15 protein-coding genes and 1 riboswitch are annotated in these 20,181 nt (G+C 38.4%); of the genes, 4 read left to right on the top strand and 11 right to left on the bottom strand.

The window, feature by feature from the left end; genetic code table 11:
- Nucleotides 1-26: 26 nt before the first annotated feature.
- Nucleotides 27-123: riboswitch (TPP riboswitch) on the bottom strand.
- Between the two features lie 154 nt (nt 124-277).
- Both GGR21_RS09840 and GGR21_RS09835 read left to right on the top strand, forming a co-directional pair.
- Nucleotides 278-793: a hypothetical protein gene (locus GGR21_RS09840; protein ID WP_183307048.1), complete on the top strand. Its 516-nt coding sequence runs from the start codon at nt 278-280 to the stop codon at nt 791-793.
- A 139-nt stretch (nt 794-932) separates the two neighbouring features.
- Entirely contained in the window at nt 933-4,163 is a 3,231-nt protein-coding gene (locus GGR21_RS09835) for an ATP-dependent helicase (protein ID WP_246348047.1), read from the top strand.
- On the opposite strand, the gene GGR21_RS09830 is transcribed toward GGR21_RS09835, so the two are convergent.
- The 3 genes from GGR21_RS09830 to serC all read right to left on the bottom strand — a co-directional run bounded on the left by GGR21_RS09830 (nt 4,160) and on the right by serC (nt 7,500).
- Nucleotides 4,160-5,143 carry a cation diffusion facilitator family transporter gene (locus GGR21_RS09830; RefSeq protein WP_183307047.1) on the bottom strand — a complete coding sequence of 328 codons (984 nt, stop codon included), beginning with the start codon at nt 5,141-5,143 and terminating at the stop codon, nt 4,160-4,162. The two genes, GGR21_RS09835 and GGR21_RS09830, sit on opposite strands and share 4 nt — an antisense overlap.
- Before the next feature lie 276 nt (nt 5,144-5,419).
- Nucleotides 5,420-6,346 (bottom strand): 3-phosphoglycerate dehydrogenase, encoded by a 927-nt coding sequence (locus tag GGR21_RS09825; RefSeq protein ID WP_183307046.1) that lies wholly within the window; start codon nt 6,344-6,346, stop codon nt 5,420-5,422.
- Between the two features lie 80 nt (nt 6,347-6,426).
- Complete coding sequence (serC, locus tag GGR21_RS09820; protein WP_183307045.1) at nt 6,427-7,500, bottom strand: 3-phosphoserine/phosphohydroxythreonine transaminase; 1,074 nt, start codon at nt 7,498-7,500, stop codon at nt 6,427-6,429.
- Nucleotides 7,501-7,943: 443 nt separating this feature from the next.
- Here serC and GGR21_RS09815 point away from each other — a divergent pair, with 443 nt between their 5' ends.
- Nucleotides 7,944-9,188 carry a DUF1015 domain-containing protein gene (locus tag GGR21_RS09815; RefSeq protein ID WP_183307044.1) on the top strand — a complete coding sequence of 415 codons (1,245 nt, stop codon included), beginning with the start codon at nt 7,944-7,946 and terminating at the stop codon, nt 9,186-9,188.
- 65 nt (nt 9,189-9,253) lie between these two features.
- Here the strand turns inward: GGR21_RS09815 and GGR21_RS09810 are convergent, their stop codons facing one another.
- The 5 genes from GGR21_RS09810 to GGR21_RS09790 all read right to left on the bottom strand — a co-directional run bounded on the left by GGR21_RS09810 (nt 9,254) and on the right by GGR21_RS09790 (nt 14,330).
- Complete coding sequence (locus GGR21_RS09810) at nt 9,254-10,498, bottom strand: glycoside hydrolase family 88 protein (protein WP_183307043.1); 1,245 nt, start codon at nt 10,496-10,498, stop codon at nt 9,254-9,256.
- A gap of 30 nt (nt 10,499-10,528) precedes the next feature.
- Nucleotides 10,529-11,764, bottom strand: coding sequence for a DUF2264 domain-containing protein (locus GGR21_RS09805; protein ID WP_183307042.1), 1,236 nt, complete (start codon nt 11,762-11,764; stop codon nt 10,529-10,531).
- A gap of 239 nt (nt 11,765-12,003) precedes the next feature.
- The gene (creD, locus tag GGR21_RS09800) at nt 12,004-13,362 is read right to left on the bottom strand and encodes a cell envelope integrity protein CreD (protein WP_183307041.1); all 1,359 of its coding nucleotides are present in this window, start codon (nt 13,360-13,362) and stop codon (nt 12,004-12,006) included.
- A gap of 60 nt (nt 13,363-13,422) precedes the next feature.
- On the bottom strand, nt 13,423-13,722 hold the full coding sequence (locus GGR21_RS09795) for a winged helix-turn-helix domain-containing protein (RefSeq protein ID WP_183307040.1): 300 nt from the start codon (nt 13,720-13,722) through the stop codon (nt 13,423-13,425).
- 2 nt (nt 13,723-13,724) lie between these two features.
- Complete coding sequence (locus GGR21_RS09790; RefSeq protein WP_183307039.1) at nt 13,725-14,330, bottom strand: hypothetical protein; 606 nt, start codon at nt 14,328-14,330, stop codon at nt 13,725-13,727.
- A gap of 576 nt (nt 14,331-14,906) precedes the next feature.
- Between GGR21_RS09790 and GGR21_RS09785 the strand changes: the two genes are divergently transcribed.
- Entirely contained in the window at nt 14,907-17,456 is a 2,550-nt protein-coding gene (locus GGR21_RS09785; RefSeq protein WP_183307038.1) for a TonB-dependent receptor domain-containing protein, read from the top strand.
- 50 nt (nt 17,457-17,506) lie between these two features.
- Here GGR21_RS09785 and GGR21_RS09780 read toward each other — a convergent pair whose 3' ends face one another.
- The 3 genes from GGR21_RS09780 to GGR21_RS09770 form a co-directional block, all read right to left on the bottom strand.
- Entirely contained in the window at nt 17,507-18,517 is a 1,011-nt protein-coding gene (locus GGR21_RS09780; RefSeq protein WP_183307037.1) for an AI-2E family transporter, read from the bottom strand.
- Between the two features lie 114 nt (nt 18,518-18,631).
- Nucleotides 18,632-19,042, bottom strand: coding sequence for a DoxX family protein (locus GGR21_RS09775; RefSeq protein WP_183307036.1), 411 nt, complete (start codon nt 19,040-19,042; stop codon nt 18,632-18,634).
- 93 nt (nt 19,043-19,135) lie between these two features.
- Entirely contained in the window at nt 19,136-20,023 is an 888-nt protein-coding gene (locus tag GGR21_RS09770; RefSeq protein ID WP_183307035.1) for an energy transducer TonB, read from the bottom strand.
- Nucleotides 20,024-20,181 lie beyond the last annotated feature (158 nt).

The raw sequence follows: 20,181 nt of genomic DNA, 5'->3' as shown, positions 1-20,181 counted from the left end.
CGATGATTAAAATATGCGTGCGCGCAAATGCATAATTCTTCGTTCCCTACGCCGGCATTATCCGGATCAGGTTTTATGGGTATGATCTCAGCCCGTTTTATTAAGGCACCCCTAAGATTTCGGAGACAAAGATAATTAATCCTTTTTAATAAATAGCCGCCTACCTTTTATAAATTTTTTCTATAACTATCATTTTCAGATGTTACAAAATCAAAAAAATATAGTCTATAATAATATAAAAATAAATGTTGTACCTTTGCACTTAAACAAGAACATTATGAAAAGATTTACGAACAAACTATTAGCAACTGCATTATTACTCACTACCATACTGGTTTTCTCTTCGTGTGAGGAAGAACAATATTGGGTGGCAACCACTTTAGATTTTGAAACGGATGTTCCTGTAAGAGGAAACGGAAGCTTCGATTATACTATAAGGGTGGACGAATCTTATTTTGTTGATTTCAGACCGAACAGGGAAACTTTATTAGATGTCAATACTTTGAATTCCTGGCTTACTATATCGAATCTGCTTCGTGATGACAGGATGTCATTGAGACTAGTTGCAAACGGGAATATTATTTACGACTACAGGGGAACGATAACTCCGGATAAATATGGGGAATTTTACATAGACGATAATGGCTTTAAAAGTTTCATGGTAGATGCAATAGATGTGATAAGACGTTATGGATTTGTAGATATTACCATTACGGGAACATCAAATATAGCAGATGGCGGTCCATTGGTTTTCTTATTCGAAAACAATGTAGATATATACGTTCGTGATTGATAGTCAGCAAAGTATATTAAATAGTTCATTTTCGGATTATCTCACAGAAATACAGCAAATAGATCAATCCGGTTTATCATTACGAAATAAATATATCCGCCTAAAACGGATACTCGAAAGAAGCTGCAAAGAGATTACCATGAGTGAATCTTTGCAGTTTCCTTCTTTATTTTCGCGGCTTGTCTTTATCTCTCAGAGGCTTGAGTTGCCGAAGTCATTAGAATGGAGCCTGCAAAACATAAGGATAAAAACAAATTTTCTACTTAGAAGCGAAAATAACCTAATCTTACCCTATCAATATCAGCAGGCCAAAGAGATTCTTATCGCATTCTTCCGGTATATCGATGGAGATAAGGAAATAGAAATACCCGGTGAAAATAGTGTAGAAGCAAATACTCTCTTAACTTTAGATAAACTACGGGTTCAGGTACTGGAGATTCACAGCGAAGAAGAATTTATCATCTGCCAGTGCGAAGCTCTACCGGAGCATACAATAGCTGTAAAGTATAATGTGTCTCCAGTAAATGACTCATTTAATAATACTATCGAGTCTTTGTGGATAGGGGCACAACTAAATCTTGTCGACGTAAAAAGAGACGAAAGAGGTTTTTATATACCGAAAATATTAGTACTGGAACCCGATTATCTGATAGATGCCTCCGCTATGGCCGAATGCTTTCAGTCTTACGGCAATTCACATCTGCATTATTTCCGGCGCAAGTTTGAACAGCCGGTCAATACACATTATATTCTGTTGGGAAATCTGGCTAACTTTTTTTTGGATGAACTCATTTATGCAGAAAATGCCGGAAGCCTGACATTTGACGAAGTATTCCTGAAATCGTTCCGTCAGATGCCTTTCGAATATGCTTCATGCAGCGAAATACAGGATAACGATGACTTTAAAGGGTTTATACAAAAGGCAAAAATTCAATTTGAGAATATTCGGCGGGTAGTGCTGAATGATATGCCGGCTAACGGCTTCGATATATCGGACTGTATTCTTGAGCCTTCTTTCTTTTGCGAGAAATATGGCTTTCAGGGGCGGCTCGATTTACTACAACTCTCTGATGAAGAAAATGGTATACATCGTATTATAGAATTAAAATCGGGAAAGCCACCATACCCTCGTGAGGATGTAACGAGAATCGCTCCGAATCACGAAACGCAGACAGTGGTATACCGTTTGATGATACAAAGCGTATTTGGCAAAGATCCCCGGCATATTTACCCTACGATCCTTTATTCGGCTGCTGAAAACGATGGAGAGAATATCCGGTTTGCAGCTACATACCAGCAGTTGGAGAAAGAAATAATCAATATACGTAATCTGATCGTAGCAACTGAATATAATCTGTATGCAGGTGATGCCCCGGCTGTAGAGAATACTTTCTCAGCACTGTTCAACCTGGATAATTACGGGCGTGTACCTCAATTCTTTATTGACAAGCTTCAAGAACTGAAAAAAGTACTGGATGCGGCGTCTCCATTCGAAAAAGAATATTTTTATCGCTATGTGAGTTTCATTAGCAGGGAATTATATCTGCAAAAGACAGGTGATGAAGGCTATGATTCGTCCATGAGTGTGTCGGCATTATGGAATACAACCTTCGAAGAGCGGAAGGACTCACTTGATCTTATATCCGGATTAGAAATAGAAAAAATAGACGATAGTGGCCGTGATATGGTTATACATTTCAATCGGGAAGAATCGGAAGATTGTGTTAATTTCCGGGAAGGGGAGATATGTATTCTTTATCCACGAAATAACGATGACGATTCGGTACTCACTAATCAGATATTGAAAGGAACAGTTGTGGAAATATCCACACAAAAGGTTATCCTGAGATTCAGATATAAACAGCGAAACCGCGACTTTTTTGATAAATACCGATACTGGGCGGCAGAGCATGATAAACTTGATCATAGTTATAATGCTATGTTTAAAAGTCTCTTCGCTTTTTTGAAAGCTCCGGCAGAAAAGAAAGAGTTGTTATTGGGTACCAGAAAACCTTTGTCATTTTATCAAAAGGAAGAGGAAAAAATTCTTTCGAAAGAGCAGACGCAAGAAACTGTTATAGAAAAAGCTTTATTAGCCGATGATTATTTTCTTATCGTTGGCCCTCCGGGAACGGGAAAAACTTCTGTTTTTGCCAAGGAGCTGATCGCTAGGTATTACGCAAATCCCGATACAAATATTTTGGTAATGGCCTATACAAACCGGGCTGTTGATGAGCTATGCGAATCGGTTTGCAATGCTTTCGGAGAAGAAAACCGTAATTGCAATAAATTTATCCGGGTAGGTACAGAGCTATCCTGTAATGAATCTTATCGTCACAGGCTGCTTCAAAATATATCACATAATGCTAAAAACAGGAAAGAGCTTTTAAGTGAAATACATAACACCCGTATTTTTGTTGGCACACTTGCTTCTATTACAGGAAAGCCAGAACTTTTCGATCTGAAGCATTTCAATATCGCCATTATAGATGAGGCTTCACAAATATTGGAACCTCAAATAGCCGGATTGTTGCCGCAGTTCGATAAATTTATTATGATTGGCGATCACAAGCAGTTATCAACAATAACTCTGCAAAATGAGAACAAATCGAAAGTCTCGGAGAAAAGTCTGAATGATATCGAATTATATGATTGTCGGGAATCCTTGTTCGAACGCCTGTTCCGCATCTGTCAGAAAAATGGATGGACACACGCTTACGATACATTGATCTATCATGGACGGATGCATAAGGATATTGCCAATCTGGTAAATTCTAATTTTTATGATAATCAACTCAAAATTGCTACTCAAAGACAGGAAATCCCATTACAATATGCTCATTACGATGAGACAGATAGGTATCAAAAGATAGTAGCGAAAAACCGTATCGCATTCTTCCCTGTTAGAACGACCGATTACTCAAACATCTCGGACAAAATAAACAAACAGGAAGCTGACGTGGTTGTCTTCCTTATATCAGCAATATATGAAATATATAAGGCGAACAACTTAGATTTCGATTCACAGAAAACACTGGGTGTTATTGCTCCTTACCGTAATCAGATAGCTTTGATAAAACATAAACTGGAAGCGACAGGAATTGCAGAATTACAGGATATTATGGTCGATACGGTAGAGCGCTATCAGGGTAGCCAGCGTGATATTATTATCTTATCATTTTGCTTTAACAAGCCATATCAGTTAAAATACTTCTCCAATATGGATCGGGATAATATGGTAGACAGGAAGCTGAACGTGGCTATCACCCGCGCCCGGGAACAATTATTTATGGTGGGGAATGATTTGATCTTGAATCAAAATAAAATTTACGGGGAAATATTGTCCGGACTGATGGACAATAAAGATTAACCGTCTTCTGCCGTGATAAGCTTCTCCAGGGAAAAATTCTGGACTTTCACAAAAGGTTTTTTCCTGTATTTACAATTCTTTACCTGACATACAGAGCAATATTTTTCGAGACAAGGATCGGCATGTATCGATATCTGGGCATCCTGCGGGAACGCATCCAATAAACATCTTCGCAAATCTTCGCACCGGCGGTGCCCTTCTGTTATATTATAAAACCAGGGCAGGGTAAGGTCGCAGTCGATGAAATAATCACTACCGTATTTTAGTACTTTCAGGTTGTGTATATCTATCCAGTCTTCTTTTCGATTCTCATTTATCACTTTTGTGATTCTTTCCAGTGTAGCCCGGTCGGCTGTATCTATCAGATTCTTTATGGTATTCCGGAGGATGCCGATACCTGTTATAGCTATGACCCCTCCGAAGATGATGGCGAGGGCACTATCGATCCATGTGATTTTTGTAAAATAGAGGATTAGCAAGCCTGCCACCAGTCCGATTGTAGAATAAGTGTCGGATTGTAAATGCTTTCCTCCGGCAACAAGGGCTATCGAGTCGTATTTCTTCCCTTGACGGATGCTATACCAGCCTAAAATATAATTGACTACCCCGGCAATGGCTATAACTGCAATACCTATATCCAGTTTCTGTATTTCGGGAGGAGAGAACAGGCGTTGAATACCTTCATAGATAATAATCCCTCCAGCTCCAAAAATAAGAATTCCTTCTATGGATGCCGAGATTAATTCGATTTTCCCATGACCGAACGGATGATCGTTATCCTTGGGTTTTGCTGACAGCCGGATGGCATACAGGCTTATTAATCCGGCTACAACATTCACTATGCTTTCCATCGCATCGGTAAGTATACCTACCGAATTTGTCAAATAGTAGGCTCCGAATTTTCCCACTAATAAGACTATTCCACAGATAACAACTATAGTTTGTACTCTCTGTTTTATTTTATCGGGATTCGCTTCCATTGTGAAATATCTTTTAAATCATCTAATTATTTTATTGTTCACATACTTTTGTCATGCTGACGATAGGAAGCATCTCTTTTTATCAATAGATTTTTCACTTCGTTCAAAATGACAAAGAGGGGATATTTGTAATAGAATACCACCAATTTGAAAAAGTAAAGGTGTTTTTAAAACTCCGTGTTACTTCTTCTTCTCCGTGGTTTAATAAAAACCGAAATTATTCAAATAAAAAACCTCCGATTTGTTTATCGGAGGTTCAAATATAACATAAGATTTTTATTTCTTATTTACCCTGAAACGTTCATTTCCATTCTTTATGAAATCAACGATCTGGTTAGCTGCAGCAATACCTGCATTGGTATTAGCTTCTGCGGTCTGAGCTCCCATTTTTTTAGGAGTAGAGAAGTAGCGTCCCGCAAATTTCTCAGCCATTTCAGCATGGTTGGCAGGCATAATGTCTGTTACATATTTGAAATCTGTGCGCTCTTCCATCAATTTTACTATTTCTGCTTCATTGATCACTTCCTTGCGGGCAGTGTTGATCAATAATGCTTTTTTAGGCATTTTGCTCAACAAAGCGTAATTGATAGAGTTCTTTGTTTCAGCAGTAGCCGGAATGTGAAGTGATACAAATTGGCATGTAGAATACAATTCTTCGGCCGACGCAACAGCTTTCACTCCTTCTTTTTCGATAGCTTCTGCCGAAAGGAACGGGTCGAAAGCATATACTTCCATGCCAAAGCCTTTGGCGATACGGGCTACGTTGCGGCCTACATTGCCATAAGCATGAATACCTAGTTTTTTACCGAACAATTCAGTACCAGATGTTCCGTTATAGAAATTACGTACGGCATATACTGCCATACCCAGTGCCAGTTCGGCTACTGCATTTGCATTCTGTCCCGGAGTGTTCATCACACAAATATTGTTTGCTGTTGCAGCATCGAGATCTACATTGTCGTAACCTGCGCCTGCACGAACAACAATCTTCATGCTCTTTGCCGCATCCAATACTTCTTTGTCGAAAATATCGCTGCGGATGATTGCAGCATCAGCATTAGCGACTGCGTCGAGCAATTGCTTCTTTTCTGTATACTTTTCAAGTAATACAAGTTCGAAGCCAGCGTTTTCTATTACATTTCTGATTCCGTTTACAGCTTCTGCTGCGAATGGTTTATCTGTTGCTATAAGAACTTTCGTCATAAGTTTACTAGTTTATAGTCTACTAGTTTACTAGTTTGTTTTCCGTAACATCTAGTATACTAATAAACTTGAATTCTTTTTTACTTAACCAATTTCTTTTCAAATTCCTGCATTGCGTCAACTAATGCTTGTACACCTTCTATAGGCATAGCGTTGTAGATAGAAGCCCGGAAACCACCAACTGAACGGTGCCCTTTCAATCCATCAAGGCCTCTTTCCTTGGCTAAAGCAAGGAAGTCTGCTTCATTGCCTTCATATTCTGAAGAAAGTACGAAACATACATTCATTATTGAGCGGTCTTCTACCTGACATGTGCCTTTAAATACAGGATTGCGATCGATCTCGTTGTAAAGTAATGCCGCTTTCTCTTTGTTTTTCTTATACATTGCAGGTACACCGCCGTTAGCTTTCAGCCATCTCAATGTTTGCATAGCTGCGTAAATAGGTACTACCGGAGGTGTGTTGAACATAGAACCGTTTTCGATATGCGTGCGATAGTCGAGCATTGTAGGTATAGGACGGGTCACTTTTCCCAGTAGTTCGTCTTTTACGATAACAAATGTAACACCTGCAGGGGCAAGGTTCTTTTGAGCTCCACCGTAGATCAAGCCATATTTTGATACGTTGACAGGACGGGAGAATATATCGGATGACATATCGGCTACCAACGGAACCGGAGAATCAAGGTCTGTATGTATTTCAGTACCGAAAATCGTATTGTTAGTAGTGATATGGAAATAATCCGCATCGGTAGGTATTGTATAATTTTTAGGAATATATGTATAGTTAGCCTCTTTTGAAGATGCTACTTCTACTGTTTCACCAAATAGTTTAGCTTCTTTCAGTGCTTTGTTTGCCCATGTCCCTGTGTTCAGGTACGCTGCTTTTTTCTCCAACAGGTTGAAAGGCACCATGCAGAATTGAAGACTGGCTCCGCCTCCGAGGAAGATTACTGAATACCCTGCCGGTATTTCCAGGAGTTCTTTGAATAATTCCACAGTTTCATCCATTACAGCCTGAAAGTCTTTGCCTCTATGGCTAACTTCCATCAATGATAACGTTGAACCATTAAAGTCCATAATAGCTTTTGCAGTTTCCTCGATAGTCTGTTGAGGTAAGATCGATGGCCCGGCGCTAAAATTAATTTTTTTCATTTCGGTAAAAATTAGGATATTAGTATTCTTCTTTTTTTTATTAAGGTCTTCAAAATTAGTAATTATATCTTAAATCAGAATATTAAAAGGAGAAATATTATTAAGTATAATTCAAGAATTATATCAAAATGTTTTATACAACATGTTTTATAACTTTTTTTTAATAAAAATTTCCTATATTTTTCTTTATATATATATTTGTAGTTTACAAAAAGAAAGAAATTTTATTTATAAAAAAAACAAAAAAAGTTATTCCTTAAAAAACAAAAGGATAAGTGAAATAAAATATTACTGTCTTATTGCAAAATAAGAGTTGTTGGATTTTAGCTTTTTGATATTTTTTAAGAGTGTTGTAGGAGCAATGGCTATTTATTAGTTAATTGCGTAACTTTAAACCATATAACAGCTATTTGTTTAACCTAAATATTTAAATACAAATCACCATGGCCGTAATCAAACCTTTCAAAGGAGTAAGACCTCCGAAAAACATTGTGCAGGAAGTAGTTTCCCGTCCCTATGATGTATTAAGTTCGCTGGAAGCCCGTCTCGAAGCAGAAGGCAATGAAAAATCACTTTATCGTATCATTAAGCCAGAGATCGATTTTGAGGAAATGATAGATGAGCATCATCCGGATGTTTATCAGCGTGCTGTTGATAATTTCAATAAATTTCAGGAAAAAGGCTGGCTTGTGCAAGACCCCGATGAATACTACTATGTATATGCCCAGACCATGAACGGGAAAACACAATACGGACTTGTGGTATGTTCCCATACCGAAGATTATATGAATGACCGTATCAAAAAACATGAACTGACCCGTCGGGATAAAGAAGAAGATCGTATGAAGCACGTTCGTATAAATAATGCCAATGTGGAGCCTGTATTTTTTGCATATCCCGACAATGAGGAGCTGGATGAAATTGTAAAGAAAGTAATTTCCACTCCTGCCGAATATGATTTTACTGCGATTGATGGGGTAGGGCATCATTTCTGGGTGATCAAGGATAAAGATGTGATAAGCAGGATAACTGAGATATTCAGCGGAATACCTGATTTATATATAGCAGATGGCCATCACCGTTCTGCTGCTGCCGCTTTAGTGGGTGCAGAAAAGGCAAAGCAAAATCCCAATCATAAAGGGGATGAAGAGTATAATTTCTTTATGGCCGTTTGCTTTCCTGATAATCAACTAAATATTATAGACTACAATCGTCTGGTAAAAGACCTGAATGGCTTGTCTGTGCAGGAATTCCTGAATAAACTGGAAGAGCATTTTGTTGTAGAAGAAAAAGGATCGGAAATAGTTTCACCTGCGGGGCTTCATAATTTTTCGATCTATGTGGATGGAAAATGTTACAGTCTGATAGCAAAGGCAGGTACATATGATGATAATGACCCTATCGGAGTACTTGATGTAACTATCTCATCAAAGTATATACTGGATGAAATCCTTGGCATCAAAGACCTTCGCTCGGACAAACGAATCGATTTTGTCGGTGGTATCAGAGGTCTGGGTGAATTGAAAAAACGTGTCGATAGCGGGGAGATGAAATTAGCTCTGGCTCTGTATCCTGTGACGATGAAACAATTGATGGATATTGCCGATTCGGGAAATATAATGCCTCCTAAAACAACCTGGTTTGAACCGAAACTGCGTTCGGGGTTAGTGATACATAAGCTTGATTAATAAATATATTTTTGTTGAAAAGCCGGTATAGATATTACTCTGTACCGGCTTTTGTTATACTTAAATTATATATTCATCATTTTCTTATATCTCACCAATGCTTCAAGGAAGTAATAATCGGCATATACCAAGGGTTTATCTATTTCAGCTTTATGAGGTATACTTCCTACGCAATGCATGATGATAAAGTTGGCATTTGACCCGAGGGTGGCTCTGTATTGTGGCGAAGCAAGGCTATGTAACATTTTCACGGCAGTATCAGTATATGCCGGATTATTGGCCGCTTCTCCCAGTTCAAATAACGCAGAACATACTATCGCAGCGGCAGATGCATCCCTTAGCTTTTCCTGAAATTCTTTAGCATACGATCGGTCTCCCGTGACATAACCATCTTGTCCCACATTGAAATCCCATAGAGGGACAAGATCTGTAGGTAGGTTTTTCAGATAATAATCAGTTGCTTTGATGGCGGCGTCAAGGTATTTCGGGTCTTTAGTCTCACGATAAACCATTGTAAATCCGTAAATAGCCCAGGCTTGTCCGCGCGACCAGGTAGAGTTATCGCTGAACCCCTGCGCAGTATTCCTGCTCAAGACGTTTGTACTGACTGTGTCGTATGATACGACATGGTATGTACTGAAGTCTTCCCTGAAATGATTTTTCAATGTCATATCGGCATGGCTTACAGCTATGTCATAGTATTTTTTATCTCCAGATGCCTTTGATGCATAAAACAACATCTCCAGATTCATCATATTATCAATAATCACAGGATAATCATATCTGATGGTATCATTCCATGATTTGAACCGGTTCCACGATTTTATTACCTGCGTTTTGTCACTGAAACGGGTAGACAGGGATTCCGCACTTTCGATAAGGATATCTTTATATTCTGGCTTAGAAGCAAGGCGCTCGGCATTGCCATAGCTGCAATACATCATAAATCCAAGATCATGCGTTCCGGTATGTGTTTTAAGAGGCTCTAAAGATACAGTCCATTTTTCCGCAATTTCTTTCCATTTGGTTTCACCCGTTAACTCATACAGATACCATAACGATCCGGGGAAAAAGCCCGGAGTCCAGTCATACATACCCGTTACCGCAAGCGTACTGTCGTTCCTCATCGTGCGTGGGTAGTTTTTGCCTGTAGGTTCTCCTGTGGTTTCCAGCATCTTTTCGGTCTGTGCTGTGGCGAATTCTACATTTTCTTTAATAAACTTCTCTTTTTCAATACCGGCGTCCTGTTTGCACGAAACAAAGATAGATGATACGCATACGACTGACAGAACTAGATTTAAGGTTTTCATTATTGCTTTATTTTGTTGGTATTTTTTGATTTATCTCTTCACAGATTCATGATAATCTTTCAAGAATGGTTTTCCACTCCATGCTTTTTGAGAAGTCCATTCCTCAGCAGGCGAAGTCCAGAAATCATGATCGGGGGCTAGGCCCAGAGGCAAAAATACTAGTGAGGTAAGATAGAGACTGCCGTTATTGGTATAATAATCGGCAAGTTCGGGCTGATGTCCTGCAAATCCTAATTGGAGATACCCTGCTTTATTGAAATTGCCTTCCACGGAGAACATTCGTTTCATAACAGAAGTAAGGGCGTTGCGTACCTGCCCGTTTGTCATTGTTGCCGGTAGTTTATATTTCCAGGCAGAGAGAGCCAATGTCTGAAAAGCGCCCATGCGGTATGTCATAGAGCGTCCCATTGCCGGGAAGGTTGCCTCGGGGGAGATAAGTCGTTCAAGTAGCTGATTGTATCGTTGCATACGCCTGAGTGCCAGATCGGATTTGATCGGGCTATATATTTTTTTTGCAGTGAGAATTTCAGATATCTCTACTATCATGGGTTGAATTACAAATGAATTGTAATAATCCAGAGAAAAATCGGGACCATCACTATACCATCCGTCAGCCAGATACCATTCTTCCATTTTGCGGAGAGCTATATCCAGTGCCATGCCGTCATATTCTTCACCTATCGAGACCAGGAATGCTTCTATTGTTGCCCTGAATAATACCCAGTTATTATAAGGCGGCCTTATTTTTCGCAGGCTTTTAAATTCTTTTATGTAACGTTGTTTTGTAATGTCATCCAGTGGTTCCCATAAGGCTTTCGGAGCACGGATGAAGCTGGTTGCAATATAGGCTGCGTCTACCAGGGTTTGGTTGACCCCTGCCCATTGCAGATAATCGGGATTATCCGGATCAACGGCGTTTGTGTAACTTTTCAAAGCCCATTCCCTGAGTTGTTTTCTTTGTTTTCCCTCGTCTGTATTATCATCAGGTAAGGTAAGCCAGGGAGCTATTCCGGCCATTAGCCGGCCAAAGGCTTCGGTATATGCCACGTTTTTATTCCGTCCGTCCCATTTCGGACTTAGTTCTAATTCCATATTTTTTCTCAGTTCTCCGTTGCTCATATTTCGGAGGACGGGTTCTGCAATTTTGTATGCCAGATCAGTCCAGTATTTCCTGTCGGAATCCGGGTTGTTTTGAGAAAAGACATTTGCACTGAGGCAGAAGAAAATTGTTGAAAAGAAAAAAAGTTTTACATTATTGGCCTTCATTTGCATCTGATTTAAAAGTTAAGGTCACAGACCTATTTGTTATTTGAGTATATGCAACAATAAAATAAGCAAGAACCGGATGTTGTTCTATTAGTACTTTCGGTTACTTATATTGCAAAGATATGTTTTTAATGTAAAAATAGATTTACTGTATTTCTTTTTCTTTTTACTCAAAACAAGAAAAGACTGAATGCCAGGTTTGTTAGATGCTTGACATTCAGTATTTTCATTTATATATTTTAGTTATTATCATTTTCCGGAATATATGCCGGAGGGGTTTCTTCAACTAGTTCATCTTCCTTTATATTATCCTTCTTGTACCATTCTACTTTTCGCAGCACATACATTACTATGGCCAATGCGATGAATAAACCGGTAGCTCCGAATAGTAAAGCCATATTTTCCAGTTGCAGTACTATATAGAGATATAAATAGAGCACTATTAGAAAGATACCCATGAATACAGTTTGTTTAATCTCTTTGAAAATAGAATGTGAGTAGGCTGTTATCAGTGAGATGGTAGCAATACTGGATATTATATATGCCAGGGTAAATCCTATATGTTCCGAGAATGCAAGTAATAAGGTATAAAACAGGATGAGGGCAAGGCTTACAAGCAGGTATTGAACCGGATGTATACGTTTTTTGCTGACCAGTTCGACAAGGAAAAAGACCAGAAATGTAAGTACAATGAACATGATAGCATATTTTACCGCCCGCAGCGTTTTGTCATAGTGGTTTAGCGGTAATTCGAGATCGATGCCGACTACCGATTTTTCGAAATTCTCGTTTTTGCCTTTCCAACTTTGTGTATAATCGCGGTTGTAGTCGAATATGTCCCATTGTGCGTCTATGCCATTTGTTGTATCGGTTTTTTCGGTTGCAAGGAAGTCTCCGGTGTATTCTACCGATTTCCAGTCCGAAGTGAGATGTATACTTGTGTATTTGCCTACGGGATTGAGGTAGAGACCTTCGGTACCGTTCAGTGTTAATTCGAGGCTGTATTCGATTTTGTCTTTCTTTTCAGGATTCAGAAGAGGAAGCATGACCATGATACCCCTGGCTAGCAGATCGTTTTGAGGTATGCTGTTGATTACTTCGGATGATTGATCATTTACCTTGAAGGTTATTTTATTTCTGATGTTCTGAAGATGAGGAATACCTGTCATAAGGAAACACTCGCCCCATGAAACTGTTGCAGGATCGATCCCTATATTGTTGACCTCGGGAAAAGAAAAGCGTCCATTAATCTTCATATCTGCCTGATAATTGAGAATCTTCTGTATCCCGCGTGTACGCTCTTCCGGTTTTACATTTCCATTGACAAGATATTCGTCCGGAAGAAAATAAGCGAGCCTTTTCTCTGAAATATTATCTTTAGTATAAATGTAAGGAACAACAAGTACAGGGCCCGTGATCAACTGTTTCCCTCCGTGTTTCCAGCCTATATCCGTTTGTTCGGCATCTTTGTTTCCCTGCCGTTCCTTTATCAGAGATTTTACCATGTGTATAGGCCACAGCAGCACTAGAATAATGACCGCAACTACTATGATCTTTACTAAAATCAAATCGGTGTTTTTGCTAAAATTTGTTTTCATAAGCTTTAAAATGATGTTTATTAAAAGTTCTTTGAAATTCAAAGTTGTAAAATAAAAAAATTATGATAAAGGATTAATTAATTTTTCAAGTGCGTCGATATGTTCTTTAAAAAGTTTTGCCCCTAAGGGTGTTATCATATACGAAGTATTGGGTTTGCGGCCAAGGAATTGTTTTTTTACCTCGATGATATTCTCTTTTTCAAGGGCTTTGAGGTGGCTGGCCAGGTTGCCATCGGTAACGTTGAGCAATTCCTTTATGGTATTGAAGTCCACACTCTCGTTAACCGATAACACAGACATAATGCCTAGGCGTACACGGCTGTCGAAGGCTTTATTTAATCCTGATATAATATCCTTCATATTCAGCTGTCTTTATTTGGCTTTGCATCATATTTGAAGTGCATCACCAGTCCGTATATTATATGCAGAATACCAAAGCCTATGGCCCAAAAGATAAGATTGTTCCAGTCGGCAATAGCGGCAAACAGTCCCAGTATAATTTCACAGGCACCCAATATTTTTATGTCTTTATATGTACGTTCACCTGCAATAATAAGGGCTAATCCATAAAAAATAAGCATGGATGGCGCAATAAGAAACCATATGTTATGATATAGTAAAATAGCGCAGAAGATCCCACCCACAGCCATTGGGATCATGAAATCAGCTAATACCTGATATGTAACGGGCATCCATAACCTGGATCCGTTTTTCTTCGCTTTACGGGCACAAAAGTAGAATCCGACTATTGCCGCTCCTAAAATTACGATTATTGCCAGCAAGACAAGGTCATACTTTACATTCCCAGTGACAGATAAACTCCCTTTAAGTATATTATAGGCAGCAAACGCCCCGATAAGTGCCACCAATCCGGCCGATACGCCCGACATGCCGCTTAATGAAAGGAATTTGCTGGAACGCTCCATCATGGAACGTATATGTTTCAAATCATCGAGGTTTGTATCCATAATTTATTTACTTTGAAATGCAAAGTAATCTTTTTTATTTGGATTATGCAATAGGTATGTAATAAATATTTGAATACTTTATCTATGTGTATATAGTAGTCAGTAGACAGTAGAAAGTAGGAAGCGATCTTTGAAATAGGAAAATAAATATTAAATTTTTGTCCCTTTTGTCAGGTTTTAGTTAATAAGCTTATAGCTATTGATTAATAGCTAAAGGATAAGAATCTGTCCGTTTTGTCAGGTTTTTGTTAAAATATAGGATTGTTTTTTTAAGAAGTTTACCATAAGGGGATTAACAAGCTGACTCTGCCGCCGAAACTAAATGTGAAATTGTCTAAAAAAATAGTCAGTCTTTCTTTTGTCTAAAAAAATAGACATATATTTGGCAATACAATATACTGAACTTAGATATTTATTTATATTACAGATCTTTATTGTTAAAAATAATGAAATAGAAAACGATATGGTGATAAAAATATAATAAATACGACTGGTATAAGAAAATGAGATAAAATTGTTATCTCATTTTATATTCACAACAAGAACTTAACCAATAGAATAATAACGCTAACATCTATGAAACAAAGTACGCCCAATCTGAAGATTATCCTTTTATTAACCGGGTTTCTTCTCCTGAATTTTTCATTTGTCTCTGCTCAGCATTCCGTTGTAAATGTAACTGTAAAAGGACAGGTAAAAGATTCGCTGACAAATGAAACAATTCCCTATGTTACCATAAAAATTCTGTCGGCTGATAATCCGGTGACTCCGGTAAAAGCCATAGCTACAGATGAGAATGGTAAATTCAGCTTTACGATGAATAAGACCGGTAAGTATATCTTCCAGTCGGAATATATAGGGAAAAGTACATGTTCTAAGGAAATAGAAATAGGAAACACAAAAACGCTTGACTTAGGAAACATAGAGATGAGCGATGATGCCCAGGCTCTGAATGAGGTTGTTGTTTCTGCTCAGAAACCTTTAGTACAAGTCGATCTCGATAAAATAACTTATAGTATTGAGAGTGATCCCGAGTCAAAGACCAACAATGTGCTGGAAATGCTGAAAAAAGTGCCGATGGTAACTGTGGACGGAGAGGAAAATATACAGTTGAAAGGGTCGTCCAGTTTTAAGATATATATGAATGGGAAGCCTTCCAATATGATATCTAATAATCCGAAAGACGTATTGCGCAGCATGCCGGCCAATACGGTAAAAGATATACAGGTGATTACCGATCCGGGAGCAAAATATGATGCGGAAGGAGTAACCGGAATTATCAATATTATAACCCAGAAAAATTCATCTATGGGTGGCTATACCGCCAACCTGAATGCACGTATAGATGATCGTGGAGGTTTCGGAGGTGGAGGTTACCTAACGATGAAAGTAGGGAAAATAGGTTTCAATGGAGGCTATAATTATTATAAATGGAAACAGCCTACATCAGATGTATATGGTTTTCTGGAAGATCTGAGGAATACTGCCGAGGCGAATAGTAATAAGTTTTTGCACCGGAACGGCTCATCAAAGTATGATGGTAGCGGTCAATACGGTTCGGGTGAACTAAGTTACGAGATAGATACTCTCAACCTGATCAATGTTGGGTTTAACCGTTATTTTGGAGATGGTAAATCGAAGTCGGACTGGTTCAACCAGATGTTCGATATGAATGGAGATCAATATTATAAATACAACCAGCTAGGCAATAACAAAAATACCTATGGAGGTACTGATCTCAATGTTGATTATCAGCGTACATTTAAAAAGAAAGATCAGCTTTTGACCGCATCTTACCGTTTTAGTGTCAGTCCTAATGACTCGGAGTCAGATGTGAATATCCAGAATGCTGAAGGAGATATACCTCAGAATGCGATTGACAACAGGCAATATTCCGATGCAGATCAGAAAGAACATACTTTCCAGATAGATTTTGTCACTCCTTTTGGTAAAGTGCATAGCCTTGAAACAGGGTTGAAATATATTATACGTCTCAACCAGAGTAATAGTGGAAGAGAGGACTTAAAGCCTGATGGGACATGGGAAATATTAGATAGAGTCGAAGATAAATTCAGGCACGAGCAGGACATTCTCGCCGCTTATGGAGGGTACAGCGCCAAATTCAAAAAATGGGGGTTGAAAACAGGAGTAAGGTATGAAGCCACCTGGCTTAATGCCAAATATCCAAAAAATACAGTCCAGAATTTCAAAACGGATTATTCAAATCTGGTACCATCGGCAACTGTTACTTATCAGATAAAACCGGCTCAGAATATTCGTTTGGGGTATAACATGCGCATCTCGCGTCCGGGTATTTACCAGTTGAATCCATATCAGAATAATTCTGATGCAAGCTTCGTAACGATAGGGAACCCAGGGCTTGATGCTGTAAAGTCTCATTCAATTAACTCAAATTATGGATTCTTTACGCCGAAGATCAACTTCAATATGAATGTATCTTACAATTTTGAGAACAACGGTATAGAACGGATTGCCACGCGAGAAGGTAATGTGAACACTACCACCTATGATAATATTGGAAAGCGTAAAAGCCTGAGTATGTCGGCCTATGTCAATTGGAGTATCACCGATAAACTCCGTTTCTACAGTAACTTATGGGGTGGATATACAGACGTGAAGACCAATCTTGAAGCCAGTACTGCATCTAATAATTATCAAAATCTGTCTAACCACGGATTTCAGGGATCCTTCTATAGCGGGGCGCAGTATTCTTTCCCAAAGGCTTTTCGCATATATGCCAATGCCGGAGTGTTCAGTCCTCAAATCGGACTGGAGAGTAAAGGCTCTACATTCTCCTTTCATAGCCTTTCCGCATCAAAAGGATTTATGAGTGAGAGACTTACTTTTAGGGCATTTGTGCAGAATCCGTTCCAAAAAGACCGTGAGTTTAAGAACGAACAAATTACTCCGATCTTTTATTCCGAGACGAGAAATACAAACCGGATGCGGTCTTTTGGTATCTCTGTGTCGTTCCGTTTTGGCGAAATGAAAGCACAGATAAAGAAAACCAAACGGAGTATAAGCAACGATGACGGAATGTCCGGCGGAGAACAGGGTGGAGCTCAAGGCTCGGGACAAGGTGGAGGACAAGGAGGCGGAATGTAGATTTACGATAGATCTATTTTGGGAGTTCTCCTTTATGGGGAACTCTGTTGTTATTGGTTCTTATCCAGATATTCCCTTTTGAATATATTAAGTAACAAAACAAACATAGATAAATACAAAGGCCCGAATATTACACCCCAAAAACCGAAAACGGATAGCCCTATCACTACCCCGAATACGGTTATCAGAGGATGAATATTAGCTAGTTGTTTTTGAAGAAAAAGGCGTACTACATTGTCCACATTCGATATGACAATTAATGCATAAACAGTTAAGCCTATGGCATTAGGCCAGTCTCCGTTCAGTCCCATATATAGTGCCAAAGGAAACCATATCATCATTGTGCCCACAACAGGTATTATTGTTGCAAAACAGGTGACAAATGCAAATAATACGGGATTTGGCACATCGAACAGATAATATCCTATCAAGGCAAAAGCACCCTGGATTATCGCTAAGAGGGGAATCCCAATGGCATTGGACTTAACCATTACATTTACTTCTTTCAATACATCTTTTTTGTTTTCATTATTGAAAGGAAGCAGATCATAAAAGAACTTTTCCATTTCCTTGCCGCTTACAAGCATAAAATATAGCACAAACAAAAGAATGACCGAATTCAAAGCAAAGCTACTGACTCCGGCTACCAGCATTTGCCCTATCTTAGGTAGATAGGCAGCCGCTTTTACCAGGTTATCGGTACTTAAAGCATAATACCCGGTTTTTTCTTTTATAAGATTGGCGAAATTTTGTATAGTGTCTATAGTGGCAGTGGGATTTAGATTAATCCCATGCAATTCCTCTATTAATAGCCATACAGCAAAGGTACATGGTATGAGAAATATAAGTAAGACCTCAATAAGAATGAGGGTTGCCGACAGGCTTTTTCTGATTTTTTTCTTTTCAACCAGGAAAAACATTTGTTTCCTGACAAGAACATATACGGTAGAAGCTCCTAAAAAACCGCTCAGAAAAGGGGCATATTCACGAAATAATACGATTCCCATAATTATGAGAAGAGCAATAAGAGTGTATTTCCAGTATTGTTCTTTTGTTGTCATCGGCTTCTTCATTTAGATCACAAAGTTATAGATAAATTTCTTTATTTTTGATAAAAACAAAAGATCAAACCTTTCGGTTCGATCTCTTATCTGATTATTTATCTAAAACTTTTTTTAATCCCATAGATGCTTGTTACTTAAAGCATACTTGCCTGCTCCTGTAAACATTAAAGCTACTGCTCCGAAGAAATACAGACCTTGCATTTCTATAGCCCATCCTCCGGATTTGCTTAAAATGAATATATCTCCTGCATGGGCCATACCAACAGCAACTATCATATTGAAGGCAAAAATAGCGGCCGCTATCCGTGTCCCGTAACCGAAGATAATGAATAATGGGGCTATCACTTCTCCAATATACACGCCGTATACTATAAATGAAGGCAGACCCATGCCCTCGAGCATTTGTTCTATGCCTCCTGCGCCGTGCATTAGTTTGGCTATACCATGCAGCAGCATCAATATACCTATGGTCAATCGTAAAATAAGCAAGCCTAAATCTGTATTCTTTTCCAGTAATTTCATATTTATGTAATTTATTATATTGTTGTTTTTATAATTTTAATATATAAAACAATATAATGTTAAATATGTTCGCTTATACTCTATAAAGAATATTTATTTAGGCAGTACAAATGCTATGGGAACCAGGACCTCCATGCTTGCCGGTTCTCCATTCTTTAATCCGGGTACCCATTTGGGCATCTTCTTTATGAGAATGAAGGCTTCTTCGTCACAATCAGGGAACAGGGATTTAAATATCCATATTTTTGATATTTCCCCTTCCGGTGATATTAGCAGGTTAAATATTGTTCGTCCCTCTATGCCATATTTAATCGCTCTTTTGGGATATCTCATGTTTTCTTTAAGATAGGCTTCCAAAGCATTTGTCCCTCCTGGGAATTCTGGGCTTCGGTTTAAGGAGAAATCAACTTGTGTCTGTTCTTTATCCGGCTCTATATCAGAATTCTCAGGTAATTTTGCTGCTGTGGCCAGTTCTTCAGTTTTCATTCTGTATTCAGCTATAATAGGATGTTCTACATAGCTGTACTCGTTGGCCGTATCTTTCATTTGTTTAGCCAGTTCTTTCAATTCATCATTCAGGCTAAAATGTATATTTAGTCTAAAGTTGGCATCTATAGGCTTCCCGTCAGATTCGGCTGGTATCCATTTAGGCATATTTTTTATAACCCTGATTATTTCATCATCAGCCAGCGGATCAAAGCCTTTCAATACTGCAATATTTTCTGCTTTACCTTCCTTATCTATCGAAAATTTTAGATCAACATCCCCTTCCATTTCAGTTTGGACTAAAATATAAGGATATCTTATATTCTTGATAAGGTAATCATACAAAGTGCCTTCTCCTCCCGGAAAGCGGGACTTTGTCGTTCCCTCTATCGTAGTTTCGGTCTCAATGAGCCTCGCTGTAATTCCTGTTTGTGAAGAAGCTTCAGTGATCCAGATTGTTATAAAAATTAATAAAGCAATTATTTTATGTTTCATTCCTCTTTCGTAAAACTTAGATCGACAAATATATAAAATATCTTATCGTCTAAATTGGTTTTTAAGATTGTTTATATCAAAACGCATAAAAAGTTAATTGATTGTTTGTCAATTGGATTTAAGTTTGAATTGTAGAAGCTGTGATTTATTTAAATAAT

Source organism: Dysgonomonas hofstadii, from assembly GCF_014196915.1.
In the GTDB taxonomy this organism is placed as follows: domain Bacteria; phylum Bacteroidota; class Bacteroidia; order Bacteroidales; family Dysgonomonadaceae; genus Dysgonomonas; species Dysgonomonas hofstadii.
Note: the sequence above shows the minus strand (reverse complement) of the source record. Positions and strands in the feature narration are given on the sequence as shown.

Bases quoted from the DNA above. Each gene is read 5' to 3' on its own strand.
- GGR21_RS09840 (WP_183307048.1), top strand. From the start codon at position 278: ATGAAAAGATTTACGAACAAACTATTAGCAACTGCATTATTACTCACT.
- GGR21_RS09835 (WP_246348047.1), top strand. From the start codon at position 933: ATGAGTGAATCTTTGCAGTTTCCTTCTTTATTTTCGCGGCTTGTCTTT.
- GGR21_RS09830 (WP_183307047.1), bottom strand. From the start codon at position 5,143: ATGGAAGCGAATCCCGATAAAATAAAACAGAGAGTACAAACTATAGTT.
- GGR21_RS09825 (WP_183307046.1), bottom strand. From the start codon at position 6,346: ATGACGAAAGTTCTTATAGCAACAGATAAACCATTCGCAGCAGAAGCT.
- serC (WP_183307045.1), bottom strand. From the start codon at position 7,500: ATGAAAAAAATTAATTTTAGCGCCGGGCCATCGATCTTACCTCAACAG.
- GGR21_RS09815 (WP_183307044.1), top strand. From the start codon at position 7,944: ATGGCCGTAATCAAACCTTTCAAAGGAGTAAGACCTCCGAAAAACATT.
- GGR21_RS09810 (WP_183307043.1), bottom strand. From the start codon at position 10,498: ATGAAAACCTTAAATCTAGTTCTGTCAGTCGTATGCGTATCATCTATC.
- GGR21_RS09805 (WP_183307042.1), bottom strand. From the start codon at position 11,764: ATGAAGGCCAATAATGTAAAACTTTTTTTCTTTTCAACAATTTTCTTC.
- creD (WP_183307041.1), bottom strand. From the start codon at position 13,362: ATGAAAACAAATTTTAGCAAAAACACCGATTTGATTTTAGTAAAGATC.
- GGR21_RS09795 (WP_183307040.1), bottom strand. From the start codon at position 13,722: ATGAAGGATATTATATCAGGATTAAATAAAGCCTTCGACAGCCGTGTA.
- GGR21_RS09790 (WP_183307039.1), bottom strand. From the start codon at position 14,330: ATGGATACAAACCTCGATGATTTGAAACATATACGTTCCATGATGGAG.
- GGR21_RS09785 (WP_183307038.1), top strand. From the start codon at position 14,907: ATGAAACAAAGTACGCCCAATCTGAAGATTATCCTTTTATTAACCGGG.
- GGR21_RS09780 (WP_183307037.1), bottom strand. From the start codon at position 18,517: ATGACAACAAAAGAACAATACTGGAAATACACTCTTATTGCTCTTCTC.
- GGR21_RS09775 (WP_183307036.1), bottom strand. From the start codon at position 19,042: ATGAAATTACTGGAAAAGAATACAGATTTAGGCTTGCTTATTTTACGA.
- GGR21_RS09770 (WP_183307035.1), bottom strand. From the start codon at position 20,023: ATGAAACATAAAATAATTGCTTTATTAATTTTTATAACAATCTGGATC.